The organism is Aliidiomarina sp. (assembly GCF_047920995.1).
Taxonomy (GTDB): Bacteria; Pseudomonadota; Gammaproteobacteria; order Enterobacterales; family Alteromonadaceae; genus Aliidiomarina.
Genome location: NZ_JBLRWZ010000001.1, coordinates 40,044 through 62,104, shown reverse-complemented (window position 1 = coordinate 62,104; position 22,061 = coordinate 40,044). Strand labels below are relative to the sequence as shown.

At 48.8% G+C, this 22,061-nt stretch carries 21 protein-coding genes; 18 read left to right on the top strand and 3 right to left on the bottom strand.

Annotated elements, in window-relative coordinates; genetic code table 11:
• Window positions 1-14: 14 nt before the first annotated feature.
• Complete coding sequence (locus tag ACNA7P_RS00310) at window positions 15-719, bottom strand: response regulator (protein ID WP_416256605.1); 705 nt, start codon at window positions 717-719, stop codon at window positions 15-17.
• Window positions 719-4,201: a PAS-domain containing protein gene (locus ACNA7P_RS00305; protein WP_416256604.1), complete on the bottom strand. Its 3,483-nt coding sequence runs from the start codon at window positions 4,199-4,201 to the stop codon at window positions 719-721. Before ACNA7P_RS00305 ends, ACNA7P_RS00310 begins: the two co-directional genes overlap by 1 nt.
• A gap of 237 nt (window positions 4,202-4,438) precedes the next feature.
• Here ACNA7P_RS00305 and ACNA7P_RS00300 point away from each other — a divergent pair, with 237 nt between their 5' ends.
• The 5 genes from ACNA7P_RS00300 (at window position 4,439) to ACNA7P_RS00280 (ending at window position 9,547) form a co-directional block, all read left to right on the top strand.
• Window positions 4,439-4,705, top strand: coding sequence for a DUF4212 domain-containing protein (locus tag ACNA7P_RS00300; RefSeq protein ID WP_416256603.1), 267 nt, complete (start codon window positions 4,439-4,441; stop codon window positions 4,703-4,705).
• 5 nt (window positions 4,706-4,710) lie between these two features.
• Window positions 4,711-6,417, top strand: a complete 1,707-nt coding sequence (locus tag ACNA7P_RS00295; protein ID WP_416256602.1) for a sodium:solute symporter family protein — start codon at window positions 4,711-4,713, stop codon at window positions 6,415-6,417.
• A gap of 140 nt (window positions 6,418-6,557) precedes the next feature.
• Window positions 6,558-8,399 (top strand): DUF294 nucleotidyltransferase-like domain-containing protein, encoded by a 1,842-nt coding sequence (locus ACNA7P_RS00290; protein ID WP_416256601.1) that lies wholly within the window; start codon window positions 6,558-6,560, stop codon window positions 8,397-8,399.
• An 80-nt stretch (window positions 8,400-8,479) separates the two neighbouring features.
• Complete coding sequence (locus tag ACNA7P_RS00285) at window positions 8,480-9,118, top strand: exonuclease domain-containing protein (protein WP_416256600.1); 639 nt, start codon at window positions 8,480-8,482, stop codon at window positions 9,116-9,118.
• 168 nt (window positions 9,119-9,286) lie between these two features.
• Window positions 9,287-9,547 (top strand): acyl carrier protein, encoded by a 261-nt coding sequence (locus ACNA7P_RS00280; protein ID WP_416256599.1) that lies wholly within the window; start codon window positions 9,287-9,289, stop codon window positions 9,545-9,547.
• 77 nt (window positions 9,548-9,624) lie between these two features.
• Here the strand turns inward: ACNA7P_RS00280 and rpsT are convergent, their stop codons facing one another.
• Entirely contained in the window at window positions 9,625-9,891 is a 267-nt protein-coding gene (rpsT, locus tag ACNA7P_RS00275) for a 30S ribosomal protein S20 (protein WP_416256598.1), read from the bottom strand.
• A 457-nt stretch (window positions 9,892-10,348) separates the two neighbouring features.
• Here rpsT and murJ point away from each other — a divergent pair, with 457 nt between their 5' ends.
• The 13 genes from murJ to ccmD all read left to right on the top strand — a co-directional run bounded on the left by murJ (window position 10,349) and on the right by ccmD (window position 22,031).
• Window positions 10,349-11,866 (top strand): murein biosynthesis integral membrane protein MurJ, encoded by a 1,518-nt coding sequence (gene murJ / locus ACNA7P_RS00270; RefSeq protein ID WP_416256685.1) that lies wholly within the window; start codon window positions 10,349-10,351, stop codon window positions 11,864-11,866.
• A gap of 37 nt (window positions 11,867-11,903) precedes the next feature.
• Window positions 11,904-12,899: a bifunctional riboflavin kinase/FAD synthetase gene (gene ribF / locus ACNA7P_RS00265; RefSeq protein ID WP_416256597.1), complete on the top strand. Its 996-nt coding sequence runs from the start codon at window positions 11,904-11,906 to the stop codon at window positions 12,897-12,899.
• The gene (ileS, locus tag ACNA7P_RS00260; protein WP_416256596.1) at window positions 12,896-15,727 is read left to right on the top strand and encodes an isoleucine--tRNA ligase; all 2,832 of its coding nucleotides are present in this window, start codon (window positions 12,896-12,898) and stop codon (window positions 15,725-15,727) included. Before ribF ends, ileS begins: the two co-directional genes overlap by 4 nt.
• Window positions 15,727-16,242 carry a signal peptidase II gene (gene lspA / locus ACNA7P_RS00255; RefSeq protein WP_416256595.1) on the top strand — a complete coding sequence of 172 codons (516 nt, stop codon included), beginning with the start codon at window positions 15,727-15,729 and terminating at the stop codon, window positions 16,240-16,242. The genes ileS and lspA overlap by 1 nt, the downstream gene beginning before the upstream one ends.
• A 24-nt stretch (window positions 16,243-16,266) precedes the next feature.
• A complete protein-coding gene (gene fkpB / locus ACNA7P_RS00250; RefSeq protein ID WP_416256594.1) occupies window positions 16,267-16,713 on the top strand; it encodes an FKBP-type peptidyl-prolyl cis-trans isomerase in 447 nt (148 codons plus the stop codon).
• Entirely contained in the window at window positions 16,710-17,654 is a 945-nt protein-coding gene (ispH, locus tag ACNA7P_RS00245) for a 4-hydroxy-3-methylbut-2-enyl diphosphate reductase (RefSeq protein WP_416256593.1), read from the top strand. The genes fkpB and ispH overlap by 4 nt, the downstream gene beginning before the upstream one ends.
• Window positions 17,655-17,756: 102 nt before the next feature.
• On the top strand, window positions 17,757-18,278 hold the full coding sequence (locus ACNA7P_RS00240) for a pilus assembly FimT family protein (protein WP_416256592.1): 522 nt from the start codon (window positions 17,757-17,759) through the stop codon (window positions 18,276-18,278).
• The gene (locus ACNA7P_RS00235; RefSeq protein WP_416256591.1) at window positions 18,272-18,781 is read left to right on the top strand and encodes a prepilin-type N-terminal cleavage/methylation domain-containing protein; all 510 of its coding nucleotides are present in this window, start codon (window positions 18,272-18,274) and stop codon (window positions 18,779-18,781) included. The genes ACNA7P_RS00240 and ACNA7P_RS00235 overlap by 7 nt, the downstream gene beginning before the upstream one ends.
• A gap of 36 nt (window positions 18,782-18,817) precedes the next feature.
• Window positions 18,818-19,522, top strand: a complete 705-nt coding sequence (locus ACNA7P_RS00230) for a prepilin-type N-terminal cleavage/methylation domain-containing protein (RefSeq protein ID WP_416256590.1) — start codon at window positions 18,818-18,820, stop codon at window positions 19,520-19,522.
• 120 nt (window positions 19,523-19,642) lie between these two features.
• Window positions 19,643-20,266 (top strand): cytochrome c biogenesis heme-transporting ATPase CcmA, encoded by a 624-nt coding sequence (ccmA, locus tag ACNA7P_RS00225; protein ID WP_416256589.1) that lies wholly within the window; start codon window positions 19,643-19,645, stop codon window positions 20,264-20,266.
• Window positions 20,266-20,958 carry a heme exporter protein CcmB gene (ccmB, locus tag ACNA7P_RS00220; protein ID WP_416256588.1) on the top strand — a complete coding sequence of 231 codons (693 nt, stop codon included), beginning with the start codon at window positions 20,266-20,268 and terminating at the stop codon, window positions 20,956-20,958. Before ccmA ends, ccmB begins: the two co-directional genes overlap by 1 nt.
• Before the next feature lies 1 nt (window position 20,959).
• A complete protein-coding gene (locus ACNA7P_RS00215) occupies window positions 20,960-21,820 on the top strand; it encodes a heme ABC transporter permease (protein ID WP_416256587.1) in 861 nt (286 codons plus the stop codon).
• Window positions 21,810-22,031 carry a heme exporter protein CcmD gene (gene ccmD, locus ACNA7P_RS00210; RefSeq protein ID WP_416256586.1) on the top strand — a complete coding sequence of 74 codons (222 nt, stop codon included), beginning with the start codon at window positions 21,810-21,812 and terminating at the stop codon, window positions 22,029-22,031. Before ACNA7P_RS00215 ends, ccmD begins: the two co-directional genes overlap by 11 nt.
• Window positions 22,032-22,061: the final 30 nt, after the last annotated feature.

The window sequence follows — 22,061 nt, the reverse complement described above, 5'->3', positions numbered from 1 at the left end:
GTGAACAGTGGGGATTAATCGGTTAAATAGGCACTAAAGTTGGCGTTTTTGGCGAGCAAGATAGCTTGCACACGATTGTGTACGCGAAGCTTACGCAGTATCGCCGATACATGCGATTTCACCGTTGCTTCGCTAATATGCAGTTCGTAGGCGATTTGTTTGTTTGCGGCACCGTTCACCATCGCACGCAATACGCGGATTTGTTGGCGAGTAAGCTCTGCCAGTGATATTGAAGGATCGCTCTCACTAGCGTTCCCTGCGCTTGCAGCCTCGGCCAACCTAATGGTTGGCTGATCGGAGTGCGAGTGATTAGCTTCACCACTGCGAAAACTTTCGGCTGGCATATACACATCACCCGCAAGAATACGCTCGATGGCACGAGCCAACTCGGCACGCTCGCTAGCTTTGGAAATATAACCAATACAGCCAAGCGACATTGCCTCTAACACCACCTGTTTATGATCTTCAGCAGAGAGCATGGCAATGGCCAAAGTGGGGTAGGCCGCGAGTAATTCCGCTACGCCATTTAAGCCATTCATACCCGGCATATTCAAATCAAGCAGCAGCAAATCAATCGTTTGCTGTTGCGCTAACAAGCTGAATACTTCATTAAGGTTTGCTGCACTGTGTAAGGTGCTGGTAGGAAAATAATGTGCCACCACATGCGCAAGTGCTTCGCGATAAAGTGGATGATCATCCGCAATCACTAATTGATACATTAATGAGTTTCCTTGTGCCGCTGCATATGTTGCATGAGTGCCTTAAGTTGTGCTGGTTTAACCGGCTTGGCCAAATACTGTAAGCCCAACTTGCGCGCCTCGGCTTTTAATTCAGGATCACGCACCGCAGTTACCAATGCTCCTGGAACCTGCTTTTGCCAAATTTTCTGCAGGGCTTGCCACAAACTAATACCATCACCGTGTTCGGCTAGTTGATAATCCAGCAGCGCACCATCCGGTGGAGGGTTTTCCGCAGCCCAAGAGAGTGCATCTTGCGGGGTGCTAAACTGTACTGTTTGGCAATTCCATTTACTGAGCAATGCTTGTAACGCGGCCAAATTTTCTGGGTCATCATCTACGCACAATATCTGCAAACCGCTATAGGCTTGGTTAGAACGTTCAGGCCGCACACGCGGAATAACCAGCGCTGCGGAACCAAGAGGCACTAGTACCGAAAAACGCGAGCCTTTGCCTAACGCTGATTTAATTTGCAATGGACACTCGAGCTGTTCTGCCATGCGTTTAGCCACACTTAAACCCAGCCCAACACCGCTGATAGAGCCTTGGTGTAAACGAATAAAGGCTTCAAATACTTCTTCATGTTTTTGCTCGGGAATCCCCGGGCCAGTATCCCATACCGCAAGTTCAGCATGCTCGCCGCGTTTACGCACCGTAAGCAGTACCTTTCCTGATTGGGTATATTTAATGGCATTAGATAAAAAGTTTTGAATAATGCGCCGCAAATAAGTTGGATCCGTATACACGGTTAAGTTTTTCAAACGAGCGGTAAATTGCAGATCTTGTTGTTCAGCCAGCACCGAATACTCGGGTACTAACGGCCCTAAAATAGTATTTAAATCAATGTGTTTCAGTTGCGGTTGCATGGCACCTTGTTCCATTTTCGCAATCGAAAGCAGGGCCGATAGCAGGTGTTCAGTAGAATCCAGAGCGTTATCTACTTTATGTACCAAGCCTTTAGTTTTCGCGCTTAAGCTTTCCGTATCCACCGCAGAAAGATACAACCGAGCAGCGTTTAATGGCTGCAAGATATCGTGGCTCGCCAGCGCCAAAAAGCGAGTTTTACTGGCATTAGCAAATTCCGCTTCGGCTTTCGCTGCTTGCAGAGCTACTTCAATTTCCCGCCGGCGATCAATTTCTTCGGTAAGCTCGCGGTTAATCTCGCGCACTTCATCGGTGCGGCTGCGAATGCGTGCTTCCAGATCGATATTGGCATCTTCTAGGGCTTGTTGCGTTTCAATGTGCTCGGTTACATCAGTGAAACTGGTAACAAAGCCACCACTGGGTAACGGGTTACCCACCATTTCAATCACCCGGCCATCCGAGCGCCGGCGAATAAAGCGATGAGGTGAACCTTGCTTCATGTAGCGAATACGCTTTTCTACCAGTTCGCCAATTTCGCCTACACCGCATTCACCGCGTTCGGCGTTGTAACGAATTAGATCGGCAACAGGCCTGCCGGGCTGCACCATGCCATCGGGATATTCGAATAGCTCTAGATAGCGCCGATTCCACACTACTAAGCGCAGGTTGCGATCTACCACCGATATGCCTTGCGCCAAATTCTCTAGCGAGCTAAACATAATCGATTGTTGGTCTTGCAGGGCTTGGGTAGTGTCATCAAAAAAATGCACCACTTCTTCCAAATTAAGCTGGCGATTCTCAAGCGCGGCATTCACTAAAGAGCGGGCCGTTGCTGCACCTAACACACCACTAATGGCGCGCTCCGCATAATCGGTGAATAGGGTATCGGCGGCACCGTGGCGGTTTAACGGTTGATGGCGTTCATACGCCCGCAGCAATTCTTCACAGCGCTCTACCCCTAAAAAGGTTTCCATTAGTAGCAGTAAATCAGCCACGCGGGTTTCTTGAATACCTGGGCTAACGCGCACTGGTTCACCGCTTTTGCGTGGGTTCACAAAGGCAGTAGCCTGGATTCTATCCACGAGCGCAGGTACCGCTAGGTAGCTAAATAAAACATATGCAGCGGTGTTCAGCGCTAAACTAATCAAGGTGCCGTGGGTAATAACGCGTTCAGCTTCGCTTGCTGGTAATTGCGTAAGGGGCAGTAATACCGCAAAAAGCCAGCCGAGTAAGCCGGCGATCATGCCCATGTATACGCCTTTCGCGTGGCCTTTGCGCCAAAACAAACCACCTAAAATTGCTGGTAGTAATTGCAGTACTACCGAGAATGCGAGTAAGCCGATGCTTACCAGATTGAGTTGCGCCACCCACAGGTGATAACAAGCCCAGCCGAGCAGCAACACCACCACAATGGCTTGCCGCCGCACCCGAATTAAGCGGCGTGAAAAGCGATGTGGTTGGGGTATCCGGCGGCCTTCGCGGGTAAGCCATATCGGCGTTACCACATCGTTACTAATCATGGTGCTTAGGGTTAAGGTAGCCACAATTACCATGGCGGTGGCGGCAGAAATACCACCGATATATACCAAAATAGCGAGCCACGTTTGCCCATGTAAGAAGGGAATTAACAACGGATACACCGAGCCATCAACTTCACCGCCAACACCGGGAACATTCATATCGTTGGCACCGAATAACGCCATGCCACTAACTGCCAGCGCCGCAATGGCCATAGATGTAAGCACTAAATACAGGGGAAAGAGCCAGCGCGCGGTGCTTAAATGCTCCAGCTTTACGTTGTCTACCACGGTAACGTGAAACTGCCGCGGCAAACATAAAATGGCACCGGCGGCCATAGCCAGTTGAATAAAGAACTCTGGGGTTAGGGCGCCTCGTATTGTCCAACCACTAGCTAAATCTAAGGTGGCCAGTTGCTCGGCAACACTTGCGCTGGAACCGCTGCGAAATAGCATCCACGCAAATACTGCGGCGCCACATAAGGCCACGAGTTTAACCGTTGATTCAAAGGCAATCGCGAGCATCATGCCGCTGCGGTATTCGGTTACTTCCAACCGCCGGGTACCAAATACGATCGCAAAAACGGCCATTAAAATGGCTACGCCTAATTCTTTGAAGGAGTTTTCGCTGGCTTCAGGGCTTAATTCACTGAGCAAATTAAAGCTAATGCCAACGGCTTTTAGTTGCAGAGCGATATAGGGAATTACTGCGGCGGCAGCGAATAGGGTAACTACAAGCGCCATTTTATGGCTTTTACCGTAGCGCGAGGCCACAAAATCGGCAATCGAAGTAATGTTTTGCTGCTTACTTACCGCAACTAGCTTGCGCACTACTGGCATGCCGAATAGGTACAGTAAAATTGGCCCCAACAGAATCGGCAAAAAACTCCAGCCGCCATCAATCGCATTGCCTACCGCACCATAATAGGTCCAGGTGGTGCAATAAATAGCGAGCGAAAGGCCGTAAACCCATGGGTGCAAGCTGATCTTGTAGCCTAGGCTATGTTTCTTCTCCCCCCATAAGGCAATCAGAAACAATAAGGCGATATAGCCAAGCGCAGCGCCAATTAAAATCCAAGTCATAAATTCGGTTCGTTCTTTTTCGAATGCTCAACGGGGCGAAATGCCCACAAGCAAGGCGTTAGCGAATAGCTAACAAGATACACGGTAGGCCGTCGGTTCAGCAAGTTTATACATATTAGACTAACGTCCAATTTCCGAAAGTGTCGGCATGAACGATGCTTGCATGGGTAAAGTGGTAAAAAACCATCCGCACAGATAACAGGGTGGCACTGATAACAACAACTGGAGGACACACGCATGGCATTTGAATCGCAAGATCATGCCAAGGCCTATTGGAAAGAGAACCTTTCGTTAATGCTCAAGCTATTATCGGTTTGGTTCATCGTTTCTTTTGGGTTCGGTATCATACTGGTAGATGTTTTAAACAACATCACCTTCTTCGGCTTTAAGTTGGGCTTTTGGTTTGCACAACAAGGCGCAATTTACACCTTTATCGTGTTGATATTCATTTATATCAAGCAAATGAATACGCTCGATAAAAAATATAAAGTTGAGGAGGAGTAAACCCGATGGATATTAAAACACTCACATTTATCGTGGTTGGCGCTACCTTCGCTTTATATATTGGTATTGCGATTTGGGCTAGAGCAGGTTCAACCAACGATTTCTATGTAGCGGGCGGTGGCGTGCCACCAGTAGCCAATGGTATGGCAACCGCAGCTGATTGGATGTCGGCAGCATCGTTTATCTCCATGGCAGGCTTAATTTCAGTACTCGGTTACGATGGTAGCGTGTACTTAATGGGTTGGACGGGTGGTTATGTATTATTAGCCCTCTGTTTAGCACCCTATTTGCGTAAGTTTGGTAAGTTTACCGTTCCCGATTTCATTGGTGATCGCTATTACTCGCAAACTGCGCGAACAGTAGCTGTTATCTGTGCGATTCTCGTATCCTTCACTTACATTGCTGGGCAAATGCGTGGCGTAGGTGTGGTATTCAGCCGATTCTTAGAGGTTGATATTACTACGGGCGTATTGATTGGTATGGCAATGGTATATTTCTATACGCTATTAGGCGGTATGAAAGGCATTACCTATACGCAAGTAGCGCAATACTGCATTCTCGCCTTTGCCTATACAGTGCCAGCAGTATTTATCACCATGCAAATGACCGGCCACTTCCTGCCTCAAACAGGGTTTGGTGCCACATTAGCTGATGGTTCTGGGCAATACTTACTTGAGCGCCTCGATGGTCTTTCTACGCAACTTGGTTTTGCGGAATACACCGAAGGCACGAAATCGGGTATTGATGTGTTTGCCATCACCATGGCCTTAATGGTGGGTACCGCCGGTTTACCACACGTAATTATTCGTTTCTTTACCGTACCAAAAGTGAGTGATGCGCGTCGTTCAGGTGGTTGGGCGTTGGTATTCATCGCTGTGGTATACACTACTGCACCAGCAATTGCTTCGATTACCAAGGTGAATATCTTAAACACCTTGAATGGTCCAGATCAGCAGGGGGTTCTCTATGAGAATGCGCCAAGCTGGGTGAATACTTGGGAAAGAACAGGGCTGATCACGTGGGAAGATCACAACGAAGATGGCCGCATGTTCTTCTCTAACGATGAACGCAATGAAATGCGTGTGGATGCGGATATCATTGTATTGGCAAGCCCGGAAATTGCGAATCTACCGAATTGGGTTGTAGCTTTAGTGGCTGCCGGTGGTGTTGCCGCTGCACTTTCTACTTCGGCAGGCTTACTACTGGTAATTTCTAGCTCGGTTTCCCACGATCTATTGAAACGAACCTTAATGCCCAGTATTACCGATAGGCAAGAGCTGCTTTACGCTCGTATTGCCGCTGGTGTTGCGGTGCTCATTGGTGCTTATTTTGGTATTAATCCACCCGGCTTCGTGGCGCAGGTGGTCGCCTTTGCGTTCGGTTTGGCTGCGGCCTCGTTCTTCCCGGCGATAATCATGGGTATCTTCCATAAGCGCATGAACAGTGCAGGTGCAATTGCCGGTATGGTAGTAGGTATTGTGTTCACCTTGAGCTACATTATTTACTTCCGCTTCGTGAATCCGGCTGCGGATCTGCCAGAAAACTGGTTATTCGGCATCTCTCCAGAAGGGATAGGTACTGTAGGCATGTTGCTAAACTTCATTGTTGCGCTTACCGTGCTGAAGTTTACTAAAGATGCACCAGCAGAAATTCAGGAAATGGTTGAATCTATTCGTTATCCGAAAGGGGCTGGTGCAGCAACCTCGCACTAAGCATGAATAATGAATGAGTGTAAAATCACTTGTTGAAAATCATTTGTTGTAAATAAATAAAGCCTCGGTGCACATGCTGTTCCGGGGCTTTTTTATGCTAGATTGAGAGTGTTCAACAACTGCAGCAGAACGGAGCCAAGATGGCCAACATACCCTCAGATATTCAAGAATTCCTTCAGCAAACACCGCCGTTTGATAGTTTGCCTAGCGAACTATTGCGATTTGCCGCAGAAAAAATGCAGGCAATGTATGTTTGCCAAGAAAATCGCCACGAAATCATGCAGCCCGATCAGCATCGTTTGTATTTAGTGCGTTCAGGGGCGTACGATTTGGTGGATAAAGATGAGCAGCATATTGATCGGCTCGAGCCGGGCGATTTGTTTGGTTTTCCATCGCTGCTTACCGGCCGTAAAATCACCAACAAGCTGCAAGTAATAGCCGATGGTATTATTTGGCTCTGGCACGAAGATACCTTTAACGAATTGCGCCGCAAAAGCCAAGCCTTCGAACGCTATTTTGTGAATGCCCATGGCCAACGTTTGTTAGCCGAGCAGGGCAAGCAACAGGGCGCTGATTGGAGCGAGAAAACCATTGCGAGTGTTATTCAGCGCACGCCCATTCAGATTGCCAGTACCGCTTCTATTCAAGAGGCGGCACAGCTGATGTCGGCCGAGCGCGTTTCCTGTTTATTAGTGGTAGATGAGCGCCAGTTGCGCGGCATTCTTACCGATCGCGACCTCCGTAATCGGGTGGTAGCGCCAGGCCTAAGCTTCAATGTGGCGGTGGCCGCGGTAATGACCCCAATGCCAGCGGTGGTGTATGCCCATGAAAGCTTATTTGATGCCCTTACCATGATGGGGCAGGAGAATATTCACCATTTACCCGTACTCGATGAGCATGGCGAACCGGTGGGCGTGCTTACTAATACTGATTTAATGCAACAGCAGCGTAGTGAACCTGTGCTGCTGATTAACGCCTTGTTCAAAGCCAGTGATCGGCCAACTTTGGTGGCAGAAGCGGCGAAAATCCCCGATTACTTACGCAGTTTTTCCAGCCGCGTGAAGGATATTAGTATCGTGGGTAGGCTATTAACCTCGCTTACCGATGGCATTACCCGCAAATTAATTCGCTTGTATGAACAGGAGCATGGCAGCGCGCCCTGCACCTATGTGTGGTTAGCTTTTGGTTCGCAAGCGCGGGGCGATCAAACGCTGGGTTCAGATCAAGATAATGCCTTGCTACTTGGTGATGATGTTAGCGATAGCCAGCAGCAATGGTTTGCCGATATGGCTACTTATGTTTGTGAAGGCCTAGCCGATTGCGGCATACGCCTCTGCCCGGGTGATATTATGGCAATGAACCCGCAGTGGCGCATGAACCGCTTACAATGGCGCGAGCAATTTTTAAAATGGATTCGCTCGCCTACACCGAAAGCCATTATGCACAGCATGATTTTCTTTGATAGCCGTGCAGTAGCAGGTAACCATCAACTGTACCGGCAACATCGGGAAGAAATTGCACGGTTAGCGAAACAAGACATGTTCCTTGCCAATATTGCGCGGCATATTGGCGAATTAAACGTGCCGCTCGGTTTGTTTAATCGTTTTCGCACCAAAAGTGAGGGAGATTTCGAGTATATCGATATTAAAAAACACGCCATCATGATTTTGAATGATATTGTGCGCCTTTACAGCTTAGCCGCAGGCCTTACGGCGCCCTCTACACCGGCGCGGCTAGAGCAACTGAAAGGTGCGAGCCCGTTAAGTGATAGGGATAATCAAAACCTACTCGAGGCTTGGCTATTCTTAACCGCTATGCGTTTAAGTGCACAAATGTATCGTGGTAGCGATTCAAAAATTCCAGCAAACTCAGTAGATCCGGAAGCCTTAAGCACCATGCAGCGGCGCCAATTAAAAGCGGCATTTAAAGTGATTAAAGAAGCGCAACAGGGCGTTTCGTTTAAATTTGGGCGGAATATGTGATGTGGCTTCGTTTAGCCACACGGCAAGAAAACCTGCGCCGAAATTGCGGCAGGCAGGAATTGAATAGGTATGTGAATTAAATGCTGCAGAAATTACAACAGTGGCGTACTCAACGGGAACCTTGGGTTGAGGGTAAGTGGTTGGCGCTAGATATTGAAACCAACGGGCTCGATAGCCGCAACGATGCCATGTTAGCCATTGCTTGGGTGCCTATTCAACCACCGCGTATTTTATTAGATCAAGCAGGGTATCGGGTGGTGAAAAGTGCCGTTAATTTGAATCAAAGTGCGGTAATTCATCAGCTTTCTGCCGCAGATATTGCTGCAGGTTTACCGTTGTACGATGTGCTCCGTGAATTTTGCGCAGTGGCTAAGGGGGCTAATATTGTGGCGCATAATGCTCAATTCGATTTAGCCGTATTAGTGAGTGCCTTGAAGCAGCATAATGCTGCCGATTCGCCCAATTCGTTGCAGTGGCAACCGCAAGGCGTTTACTGCACGTTAGCCGCAGAGCGAAGGCGGATGCAGCGCCGCGCGCTATCGGTTCAGCAGGGCGATCTTACCCTTGCGGGATGCCGAGCTCGCTATGGTTTTGAGAGCTTTGCTGGGCATCAAGCCTTAAATGATGCCGTGGCATGCGCGGAGCTATTCTTGGCGCAGGCATATCGATTTGGGGCAGGCCATCAGTTAAGCGTGAAAGGATTGCTTAGTGAAGGTTAAGCGAAGGGCTTAGTTAAAGATTTATTAGCGCTGATAGTAAGTTACCGACTATGAGTGTAGTTTTTACTATTTGTTGCTGCAAAATCGTACAAAATAGGTATACTTCGCAACATATAATTAACAATAACGATGATACTTTTGTTGCTATGCGAGCCGAAAGAGGGCGTTGTGACCATTCGTGACTACCAACTAGAGCAGCTAATTCGTGATGTAATGGATGAAGTTGCAGCTGAAACCGGTAAAGAAGATCTTGGTGCTATAGAGAGCCATACGGTGCTTACCGAAAGTGGCCTCGATTCATTGGGCTTTGCAGTGGTTGTAGCCCGCCTCGAAGAACGTTTGGGTTATGACCCATTTTCACGCCTACCTGAAGATCAATTCCCGCATACCTTTTCTGAATTAGTAGCGGTGTATCGGCGCGCGCTTTAGGCTTCAGCTGAAAAACACGCACAAAAAAACCGCCAATGGCGGTTTTTTTGAAGATGCTTAAGTACGCAGAGCGTAGCTTATGCAGCTAAAGCCTTGATTTGTGCAGTTAAGCGGCTCTTATGGCGAGCAGCTTTATTCTTGTGAATCAAACCTTTTGCCGCGTAGCGGTCTAGTACAGGAACAAGACCAGCAAACAACTGCTGTGCCTGAGCCTGATCACCAGCAGCGATAGCTGCTTGTACTTTTTTGTAATGAGTGCGCATCATTGAGCGACGGCTGGCATTGTGGCGGCGATTGTTTTCTGCTGTAACCGCACGCTTCTTTGCAGACTTGATGTTAGCCAAGGTGAAACTCCTGATAATTCGTAAACTTGTACCGGACTTTTTAAGGCCGAGAATTTTCTCTCTTTTGCAGTTAAAAGTCAACGGATTCGATGAAAGATTGTGCGCGCATACTACGGATCTACGGGCTATTTGGCAACCGTTTTTGCAATATTTTCGCTAATTTACTGAGTTTACAGTTTCTTTGTATTTTTTACGTGCCAGAAATGCGTTCTGCGCGGCTTGAATGCTTCAAGTGCTATAGCGCTCGTGCTAATCTTTGCTTTCTCGCCAATTATGGCAATAACAAGGATTTTCCGCCACCGTGGATACGCGTAAAAAGCCGCTAGAGCCCTCAGCTGAGGATAAAGAGCCCTCAGCTGAGGATAAACAGCCCTCAGCTCAGAGCGAACAGCCTTCAGCTGCGAAGCAATTGCCGCCAGCGCCGCGTTTGCTGCGCTCTGGCTTGATCGTTAGCGTAATGACATTCCTTTCGCGAATACTCGGCTTGGTGCGTGACGTGGTGATCGCTGCCTTAATGGGCGCGGGTGCCGCGGCCGACGTATTCTTATTTGCTAATAAAATCCCTAATTTCTTACGCCGCCTATTTGCTGAAGGGGCGTTTGCGCAAGCATTTGTGCCAGTACTTACTGAGTATCACCGTGGTAAAGATCTAGATGCCACGCGCTTATTAATGGCGCGGGTGTCTGGTACGCTCGGCACCCTAGTGGGGATTGTTACCTTGCTGGCGATGATTTTTTCGCCAGTAGTGGCGGCAATTTTTGGTATGGGCTGGTTTATGGATTGGCTACAAGGCGGGGAGCAGGCTCATAAGTTTGAGATGGCCAGCTTATTGCTGAAAATCACTTTCCCCTACTTGTTCTTTATTACCCTCACCGCGCTTTCTGGAGCTGCACTGAATGTAATGGGCCGCTTCGGTGTTGCTGCTTTTACACCTGTACTGTTGAATGCGTCTATTATTGCGGCTGCATTATGGTTGGCACCAACACTCGAGAGCCCAGAAATTGGTTTAGCAGTTGGCGTATTCGTAGGTGGTATCGTGCAGTTCTTGTTTCAACTGCCGTTTCTTCGCCAAGCCGGATTACTAGTGCTGCCGAAATGGGGTTGGCGCGATCCGGGCGTAGAACGTATTCGCACACTGATGATCCCAGCGATGTTCGGAGTATCGGTAAGCCAAATTAATTTATTGCTCGATACCGTAATCGCCAGTTTCCTTGTTACCGGCTCGATTAGTTGGCTGTATTACGCCGATCGGTTGCTAGAATTCCCGCTCGGTTTATTTGGTATTGCCATTGCTACGGTAATCTTGCCGGCGCTTTCAGCGCGGCATGTAGATAAATCGTTAGAGAAATTCCAAACCACCCTAGATTGGGGAGTGCGTATGGTGGTGATGCTCGGTTTACCGGCTATGGCAGGTTTATTTGTATTAGCTGAACCCATGCTGTTGGTGCTATTCGAGCGCGGTTCATTTTCTCCAGAAGATGCCTTGCTTTCGTCTTATGCACTCATGGCGTATGCCACAGGCTTGTTGAGTTTTATGTTAGTAAAAGTACTCGCAACCGGATTCTTCTCCCGCCAAGACACCAAGCGCCCAGTGAAATATGGCATTATCGCTATGGCGGCGAATATGATTCTGAATATAATTCTTGCTATCCCCTTTGGCTATTGGGGGCTGGCGCTTGCTACTGCCCTTTCGGGTACGCTAAATGCCGTGCTACTTGGCACCGTATTGTATCGCGAAGGCGTATTGGTATTGGCCCGCACCACGCGGATTTTCTTAGCGCAAGTGGCGCTTGCCACGCTAGTAATGATTGCCTTGTTGCTGTGGTTGCAACCGAGCCAAAGTGCGTGGGTAGGCGCCGATCTTGGTGAACGCAGCAAATGGCTAGCTGGGTTGATTGCTGCAGGTGGCGCGGTGTTCATTGCTAGTTGGTTCATATTCGGTGGTCGCCCACGGCATTTGCGGGCGCACAACTGATGCAGCCTGCCTTGCTTTAGCGTATAATCGCGCGCCTATGGAATTAATTCGTGGTTTACATAATATAGCGGCACGGCACCGTGGGTGTGTGCTAACAATTGGCAACTTCGATGGTGTGCATTTAGGCCACCAAGCGGTGTTGGCGAACGTGCGTGCGCAAGCGCAAGCCTTGCAGGTACCAGCAGCGGTAATGATTTTCGAGCCGCAACCACTGGAATTGTTTGCGCCTCATAAAGCGCCGGCGCGGCTTACCCGTTGGCAAGATAAATACCGCATGTTAGCCGCTTGTGGTATCGATCGGTTGTTGCTTACGCAGTTTAATCAACGGTTTGCCAACCTTACTGCCGAGCAGTTTATTGAAGAAGTATTGGTGAAGCAGTTGGGGGTAAAACTGTTAGTTGTGGGCGATGATTTTCGCTTTGGTAAGGGCCGCTCCGGCGATTTTGCCTTGTTGCAAGAAGCGGGTAAGCGCTTTAATTTTACTGTGGTAGATACTACTAGCTACCGAACCGAGGATATTCGCGTATCTAGCACGGCTATTCGTAGTGCGCTAGTTACCGCCGATTTCGCAGCTGCCGAGCATATGTTAGGGCGGCCTTTCGAATTTACTGGCCGAGTGCGCCACGGTGCAAAACGTGGCCGCACCATTGGTTTTCCAACGGCGAATATTGCGCTGCAACGGCAACGATCCCCATTAACGGGTGTTTTTGCGGTAAATGTGAAAATAGCAGGGGATCCTGCTAGCCAATCTTATGGTGGCGTTGCTAACATAGGCCGCAAACCAACCGTAAACGGTGAGCGCGAATTACTGGAAGTACATTTATTTGCTTATCCAGCGAGTGCAGGGCCCGATGATCTGTATGGCAAGCAGCTCACCGTAACCCCACTATTATGGCTGCGCGATGAACATAAATTTGCCTCTTTCGAAGCGTTACAGCAACAAATAATAGAAGATGCGGAAGCGGCACGGGCGTTTTTAGCCCATGAACGTGAAGAACTTAAACAAAACCGAGAAGTGGACCGAACGGCATGAGTGATTACAAGCACACCTTAAATCTCCCCGATACGGCCTTTCCAATGCGGGGCAACTTAGCCCAGCGCGAGCCGGAAATGCTAAAACGTTGGTACCAAGATGATCTTTACGGACAAATTCGTAAAGCACGTGCTGGCCGCGAGAAGTTCATTTTGCACGATGGCCCTCCCTATGCGAACGGTTCTATTCACATTGGCCATGCGGTAAATAAAGTAATTAAAGATATGGTGGTGAAATCGAAAACCTTAAGTGGCTTCGATTCTCCTTACGTACCGGGCTGGGATTGCCATGGTTTACCAATTGAGCTGGTGGTAGAAAAAAAATATGGCAAGCCGGGCAAGAAGCTTTCTGATGCGGAATTCCGGGCGAAGTGCCGTGAGTATGCACTTACTCAGGTAGATGCTCAGCGAGAAGATTTCAAACGCCTAGGTGTGCTTGGCGATTGGGATAACCCTTACCTCACCATGAACTTTCAGCAAGAAGCGAACATTATTCGGGCAATGGGTGCCATTATTGATCGTGGCCACTTGCAGCAAGGCTTTAAGCCGGTGCATTGGTGCACTGATTGTGGTTCCGCACTAGCGGAAGCGGAAGTTGAATATAAAGACAAAGCCTCACCTGCAATTGATGTGCGCTTCCCGGTAGTAGATATCGCCACGGTTGCTGATTTGTTTGTGCATCCAGAAGGGCACTCAGGTGAAGGCCCAATGAGTATGTTGATCTGGACCACCACGCCGTGGACTATTCCAGCTAACCAAGCGGTAACCCTAGAACCTACCATTGAGTATGCATTAGTGCAGGTGGAAGGTGAGAACCCTGAGCGCCTTATCCTGGCCAGTGATTTGGTTACCGAGGCTATGCAACGCTATGGCATCAATAAATACCACAAGCTTGGCTTTTGTACCGGTAAGGTACTCGAGTTGGTGGCGTTACAGCACCCACTTTACGATCGCCAAGTGCCTGTAATTCTCGGCGAGCATGTTACTACTGAATCAGGTACTGGTTGTGTACATACGGCGCCAGGCCATGGTGTAGACGATTTTAATGTAGGCCTAGAATACAACCTTGAGGTGTACAACCCAGTAAACGATAACGGTGTATATAAAGATGATACGCCACTGTTTGCGGGCCAACACGTATTTAAAGCGAATCCAAACATTGTGGATGCGTTGCGCGATGCTGGCAATTTAATGCATCACGAAAGCTACGAGCATAGCTATCCGCATTGCTGGCGCCACAAAACGCCAATTATTTTCCGTGCTACACCGCAATGGTTTATCAGCATGGACAAGCAAGGTTTGCGCGCGCAAGCCTTGCATGAGATTAAGCAAGTGCGCTGGGTACCAGAGTGGGGCGAAAACCGCATTGCTGGCATGATCGATGGCCGCCCAGATTGGTGTATTTCGCGCCAACGCACTTGGGGTGTGCCACTGCCGTTGTTTGTGCACATTGATACTGCAGAGCCACATCCGCAATCGCTTGAGTTACTTGAACAAGTAGCGCAGAAAGTAGAGCAAGAGGGTATTCAGGCGTGGTTTGATTTAGATGCTAAAGCATTGCTTGGTGAAGAAGCGAAGCACTATCGCAAGCTTACCGATACCCTTGATGTATGGTTTGATTCTGGGGTTACCCATTACTGCGTGTTAGCGCAAGATGATAACTTGCAGTGGCCTGCCGATTTGTACTTAGAAGGTTCGGATCAGCATCGTGGTTGGTTCCAATCATCATTACTTACCGGTGTAGCTACCCATGGCAAAGCCCCCTATAAGCAAGTGCTTACCCATGGTTTCACCGTAGATCAGCATGGCCGCAAGATGTCGAAATCATTGGGTAATGTGGTGTCACCGCAAGATGTAATGAACAAGCTCGGTGGCGATATTCTGCGGTTGTGGGTTGCCAGTAACGATTACACCGCGGAAATGACCGTTTCCGATGAAATCTTAAAGCGCTCCGCCGATGCCTATCGCCGTATTCGCAATACTGCGCGCTTCTTATTGGCCAATATTAATGGCTTTAATCCGGCAGAGCATCAAGTGCCGGCAGCTGAAATGGTAGAGTTGGATTGTTGGATTGTAGCGCGCGCAGAAGCACTGCAGGCGGAACTTCGCGATGCCTACGATAACTATCAGTTCTTAACCGTAGTGCAAAAATTAATGCACTTCTGTTCGATTGAACTGGGTAGTTTCTACCTGGATATTATTAAAGATCGTCAATACACAGCGAAAGCCGATAGTGTGGCGCAGCGCTCTTGCCAAACTGCGTTGTGGCACATTAATGAAGCATTAGTGCGTTGGATTGCGCCGATTTGCAGCTTCACCGCACAAGAGCTGTGGGAGCTATTGCCAGCACCAGTAAATGGTGAGCGCGAGAAGTATGTATTCACTGCCCAGTGGTATGCAGGCTGGCCAGAGCGTGTTGCAGGCAAAGTAAATGATAGCCAGTGGCAGCAATTACTACAGGTGCGTGATGAAGTAAACGGTGCGCTTGAGCAAGCTCGCCGAGACGAAATCATTGGTGGTGCGTTGCAGGCCGAGGTTACCTTGTTTGCTGATACGGAACTTGCCAACACCCTGCAATTATTAGGTAATGAGTTGCGTTTTGTGCTGCTTACTTCAGCTGCGCGCGTAGCGCCATTAGCGGAAGCAGACCATGCTGAAACAACCGATGTAGCTGGTTTGAAAGTTGCTGTAGCGCGCACTGCGCACGCCAAATGTGGGCGCTGTTGGCACCACAGTGAAGATGTGGGCAGCCATGCTGAACACACTGATTTATGTGGCCGTTGCGTAACCAATGTAGAAGGCGCGGGCGAAACACGGGAATTTGCCTAATGGGTACGAATACAGCGCAAAAACCAACACATTGGCGCCAAAGCGGTTTGCATTGGTGGTGGCTAATTGTGTTGTTGTTCGTTGCTGATCAATTTACCAAGTGGTTGGTAGTGCAAAATATGGATCTGTTCAGCCGGATTAATATTCTGCCATTTTTTGATTTAGTGCACGTACGCAATTATGGTGCTGCGTTCAGCTTCTTGAGTGATCAAGGAGGATGGCAGCGCTGGTTCTTTACTGTGATAGCGTTAGTGATTAGTGTAGTTCTGGTGGTATTTTTACGCCGCCAAGCCCGCCAGTTAACTTGGTTAAATCTAGGCTTCGCTTTAATCCTAGCGGGTGCTTTAGGTAACGTGATAGACCGTATTGTGTTCGGTTATGTGGTAGATTTCCTAGATTTTTACGTAGGTGGTTATCACTGGCCTGCGTTTAATTTGGCCGATAGTTGTATCGTAATTGGTGCAGGGTTGGTTATTTTTGATGGTTTTAAATCGAACCGAACGGCAACAGAGTAGCCTAAGGTTCTAAATGTGGTGAATATGAGCGAAGTAGCGGTAATCGGTCCGGGTAGCCGGGTAGTAATGCATTTTTCCATAAAGCTGGCAGATGGTTCCGCCGCTGATAGCACCAAGGTACACGGTAAACCAGCGCGGCTAACTATTGGCGATGGCAATCTTACCAAGAACTTTGAAGATTGCTTATTGGGTTTAAAAGCGGGTGATAACGAAGAGTTTACCCTGCAGCCAGAAGATGCGTTTGGTAAGCCGTTGCCAGAGAATATTTATCATATTGAACGCGCCCGCTTTTCTAGCGATACGCCAGCAGAAGTAGGTGCAATTATTGCATTTAGCCAACCTGATGGCCGAGAAGTTCCGGGCATTGTGCGCGAGATTACGGGCGATGTAGTTACCATTGATTTTAATCATCCGCTTGCAGGCCAACAGGTAACCTTTGCGGTAGAGATTTTAAGTGTGGAGGCATCATGAAAATAGTATTAGCGAATCCGCGTGGCTTCTGTGCCGGTGTTGATCGTGCCATTACTATTGTTGAACAAGCCCTAGCGATGTTTTCGCCGCCTATTTATGTGCGCCACGAAGTAGTGCACAACAAACATGTAGTAGATGGCTTGCGGGCACGTGGCGCGGTGTTTGTAGAAGAATTAGATCAAGTGCCAGATGATAGCATCGTGATTTTTAGCGCACATGGGGTTTCCCGTGCGGTGCGTGATACAGCTACAGAACGCGGCTTAAAAGTATTTGATGCTACTTGTCCATTAGTAACCAAAGTGCATATGGAAGTAACCCGTGCCAGCCGCCGCCATCATGAGTGTGTGCTCATTGGCCATGCCGGGCATCCGGAAGTTGAAGGCACCATGGGGCAATACAGCAGTACAGAAGGCGGTATTTATCTAGTGGAATCGGTAGAAGATGTAGCTACGTTGGAAGTAAACAACCCTAACGAGCTGCATTATATGAGCCAAACCACCTTATCGGTAGATGACACCGCCGATATTATTGATGCATTGCGTGCTCGCTTTCCGAACATCAATGGCCCACGCAAAGATGATATTTGCTATGCCACGCAAAATCGCCAAGATGCGGTGCGCGAGCTAGCGGGTGAAGTAGATGTGTTGCTAGTAGTAGGTGCGCGCAACAGCTCGAATTCCAATCGGCTCCGTGAACTAGCGGAAAAAATGGGTACTCGCGCTCATCTGATTGACGACGAAAGCTGTATTGATCCAGATTGGCTAAATGGTGCCGCTACTGTTGGCGTAACGGCAGGCGCATCGGCGCCAGAAGTGTTGGTGCAAAATGTAGTGCAATGGCTACGTGAGCATGGCGGTGAAGCGGAAGTGGAAGAGCGCTCTGGCCGCGAAGAAAATGTTACCTTCTCAATTCCACCAGAATTGCGCATTATGCAAGTGTAGCGGTTAACCACAACTTAATTTATGTAAGCCGAAGGCGATAACATTCGCCTTCGGCTTTTTTGTGCGCAAAATAAAGAGATGTTTTGTAGCCGGTTAATATGCATGGGTAACACCGCAAAAAACGGATTTAGTTTACTCGAAGTTATGTTGGTAACTCTGATGATCGCTATTCTTGCTAGCGCAGGTTGGCCAACATTGCAGCGCACTATGCAGCAACAACAGCTAATGAGTGCTGCAGAGCTTGTGTACTTGGCCGTTCGTGATGCGCGCCTAGCGGCAATTGGTAATGGTGCAGATTGGTGGTTTGGCAAAACCGCAAGCGCGGAGCTTTGTTTTAGTGATCACGCGGTAATACCAGCGCAATGTTCGCCGCCGCATGCTGCTGAAAGTAGTGTGATTGCCCTGCAGAAGTTGCCCGAGCAGATACACGTGGATGTGCATTTTCACGCTAATCAAGCAGTAAGGTTTTCAGCACATACCGGTATGGCAGGGTTTAGCGCCGGACACTTTGCAGTGCGCCATCAAGAACTTGCAGATACCACGGTGAAAATCATTGTGTCGTCTATTGGCCGTATTCGTATGTGCATTGAAGGCGCGCGCAACAGCAGGGTGCCACCATGCTGAACTGCCATGGTAAAACAAGAGCGCAAAACTGCGGATTTAGCTTAGTTGAGCTAAGTGTAGCATTGGCATTAAGTAGCGCGATTTTACTGGCAGCCATTACCGCGCACAGCCAACTTTGGGCAACCGCTTGGCAAGGCCAACAGCAGATGCGCGCAGAGCAAAGCTTCTATGCGCTGGCCCACTGGGTGATGCGCGATGTGCGGCGCGTTCTTGGCGAAGCTGAATACGCGAGTGCATCAGCACAGCAATGTTTGTTGTACGGTGAGCACGGCGTGCGTGTGCGCAATGGCGTGTTGCAATGGCGGCCCTACCAAGCGGATTGCGAAAGCTTAGGTTGGCTAGCTCTGCATGATCCGCATGATTTTAAAGTTACCCACCTGAATTTTGCCAAGGTAAGCGCGCATGATTATCAGATCTGTGTAAGTGGCGCAGTGCAACAAAAAGCGCAAAAGGAGCAATCAGAGGTGCATTGGTGTTACCTCTTTCGGATAGGTAGCTTGTGAATGTAGCAAGGATCATAACCCAGGCAAGGAGGCCCAATGATTGTTGTGCTGTTGGTATTGGTGAATTTAACCACGCTGGTGTTGCTGAATGCCTTAAGCGATAGTGCGCACAGTTGGCGCCTTGGCCAGCATGATATTCAGCTTGCACGAGCTGAACGCGTTGCCACAAGCGCGGCTACGCTTGCCCAGCATAGATATATGAATTATCAACCAACGCTTACTAACGTAAGTTTTAGCTCTGGTTTCGATGCACTGTTTAGTTACCTTGAGCAGCCCTGTCCGGAAGAAAAAACAGAAGAAGAAATAGCAGAATCCGATACCGATCCCACGCAAGAATGCACTGCAGTAACTATTGCGGTAGCGCGGCAACACAGCCAGAATTCGCCCAATACACTGCAGGCCATTCGGGTGCAGCGTAGTTTTCTGTTGCAACGGCACGGCGGCTTTACTTTACCCGAGGTTATGCTGGCGCTGTTACTGCTTACCATAACGTTGCCAGCGCTTAGCCAACTGTTAGGCCAAGTGGGTAGTTATTGGCCACGAATAAACGCTGCTTATCAAGAAGAGCAACGCACCCAGAATTGGCTAGCCGAATGGCAACAAACGCCTACCGCAACAAAGCAGAGCGGTTACTTTGTAGATGGCCGAGAATGGCAGATAATTCCGCAGAATGGCCTATACTTTTGGCAGGTGAGCGCATCGGCGGTAAGTGCAGCAGAGCAAGGGTGGTATTTGCTGTAGCGCACTGCTGCCAGAGTTCGTGCGAGAATTGCATTTTTCGCTGCCGAAAATTTAGCGTGTGCTAGCTTTTTCATGGTAGGATATCGGCAATTTGATAAGGCGTAAAAGGTAGCTAAGTCGGTGCTTTTAGAGGCGAAACAACTTACATCAGTGCGCGGTGATAGAACGCTTTTTAGCGGCCTAGATTTATTCGTGAATAGCGGTGAACTATGGCAGATAGAAGGCCCGAATGGTGCTGGCAAATCCAGTTTGTTACGAATCTTGGCGGGCTTGCTGCCAGCCCAGCATGGCCATGTTTATTTTTCCGGCGAGTTAATTCAAAACCACCTTGAGCAGTACTACCAACATCTCCTTTTCATTGGCCATAAAGCCGCCGTGAAGCCTGAGCTTACCGCAATTGAAAACCTTGAGTTTTACGCGGCAGTGCAAGGCGTTGAATTACACGAACCACCCTATGAAATATTGGCCAAAGTTGGCCTAGTTGGCTTGGAAGATATTCCCGCGCAGCGCTTATCAGCAGGGCAGCAAAGGCGTATAGCCTTGGCTCGGCTATGGCTTAGCAACGCAAAATTATGGATTCTTGATGAACCCTTTACGGCGTTAGATGTTGATGGTATCGCCTTATTACACAGCCGTTTTGCGGAGCATTTATTGGCTGGTGGGGCCATTATTCTTACTTCCCACCAAGAATTGATAACGCCATTGTATTCTGTGCAAGCGCTGCAGTTGAGGTATCAGCACTAATGCTAAAAGCCAACACAGTATCGCAATGGGCGGTAGTAAAGCAGCTAATTCGTCGCGATTTGCGGGTAGCCTCGCGGCAACGCAGCGATCTTCTAAATCCGCTGATTTTTCTGCTGATTGTGGTGTCGTTATTTCCGCTGGGTGTAGGCCCTGGGCCTGATATATTAGGGCGTATAGCGCCCGGGGTAATTTGGGTTTCCGCGTTATTATCGAGCATGCTTGGCTTAGAACGCTTGTTCCGCGATGATTTTCGCGATGGAGCGTTAGAACAAATGCTGCTATTGCCCGTGTCAGTAGAAGTATCGGTATTTGCGAAAATATTGGTGCATTGGTTATTAACGGCGGTACCGGTGTTACTTATTACACCGCTGTTAGCCTTGTTATTAAACCTACCTTTGCAGGCGTGGAGCGTACTATGGCTGACCCTTTTATTGGGTACTCCCGTACTAAGTGCAGCAGGTGCAATAGGCGTTGCGCTTACGGTAAGCCTGAATAAAGGCGGGGCCTTGTTAAGTTTGTTATTGTTACCGTTATTAATTCCGCTGCTGATTTTTGCTACAGCAGCTGTCGAGGCCGCGGTAGCTGGAATTTCTCCAGCCGGACCGTTGGCATTAATTGGAGCATTTATGGTGATCAGCCTCACCTTAGCTCCGTTTGCGGTGAAAGCCGGTTTACGAGTGAGTGTGAATTGATATGTGGCGTTGGTTACACCCGTATGCAAAACCTGAAGCAACTTTTTCACTAAGCCAAAAGTTACTGCCATGGTTTGCCATTCCAGCAGTAGTACTTACCCTGATCGGTTTGGTATGGGGCCTTTCCTTTGCGCCGCCAGATTATCAGCAAGGCGAAAGCTACCGGATTATTTTTGTGCATGTGCCTGCAGCGATGTGGGCTATGGGGTTTTATGTAGGTATGGCCATTATGGGTTTAATCGCCTTGGTGTGGCAAATTCGTAGCGCCGAATTAGCATTATTGGCCATCGCACCGGTGGGTGCAGTACTTACCTTTATCTCTTTGTTCACTGGCGCACTATGGGGCCAACCCATGTGGGGCACTTGGTGGGTATGGGATGCACGGCTTACAGCCCAGCTGATTCTATTGTTTTTATATCTGGGTGTAATGGCCATTTATGTGGCCTTTGAAGACGAGCGAGCCGGAGCAAAAGCCGCGAGTATTTTGGCGATTGTGGGAGTAGTTAATATCCCAATCATTCATTACTCGGTGTACTGGTGGAATACGTTACATCAACAATCTACTGTTACTCGTGCGATTACCCGTTTGGAAGCACCAAGTATTGCGCCAGAAATGTTGTGGCCATTGTTGCTGAATATTTTTGCCATGTTGTTGCTCAGTGCCACACTGGTGTTGATGCGCTTGAATAACGAAATTCTGCGGCGGGAAATTCATCGGCCATGGGCGCTTGCCTATTTAGGTATTAGCTTACCTTCCAGTTTTGCAGGCAATGCAGAGGGCAATGCAGAGGGCAATGTTGCAAGCGCGGAAAATTCAGCGCAAGAAGATAGTGAAGCAGCAGGAGGCAAGCATGCAGTTTGATACTTGGCAGGCCTTTATTCATATGGGTGGCTACGGCATTTATGTATGGTTATCTTTTGCCGGCACCTTTTTATGCTTCGGACTATTGGCGCTAGAAGCCAGCCTGCGGCGCAAAACCTTAGCAACCGAGGCGAAAAAACAAGCCGCCCGAGCTGCACGAATTTTACAGGCACGCAATGCGAAGCGCGCAGCCCGGAAAGCTGCACAATAAACAGCACCAGCAGGCCTAAAGTAGGCAAGG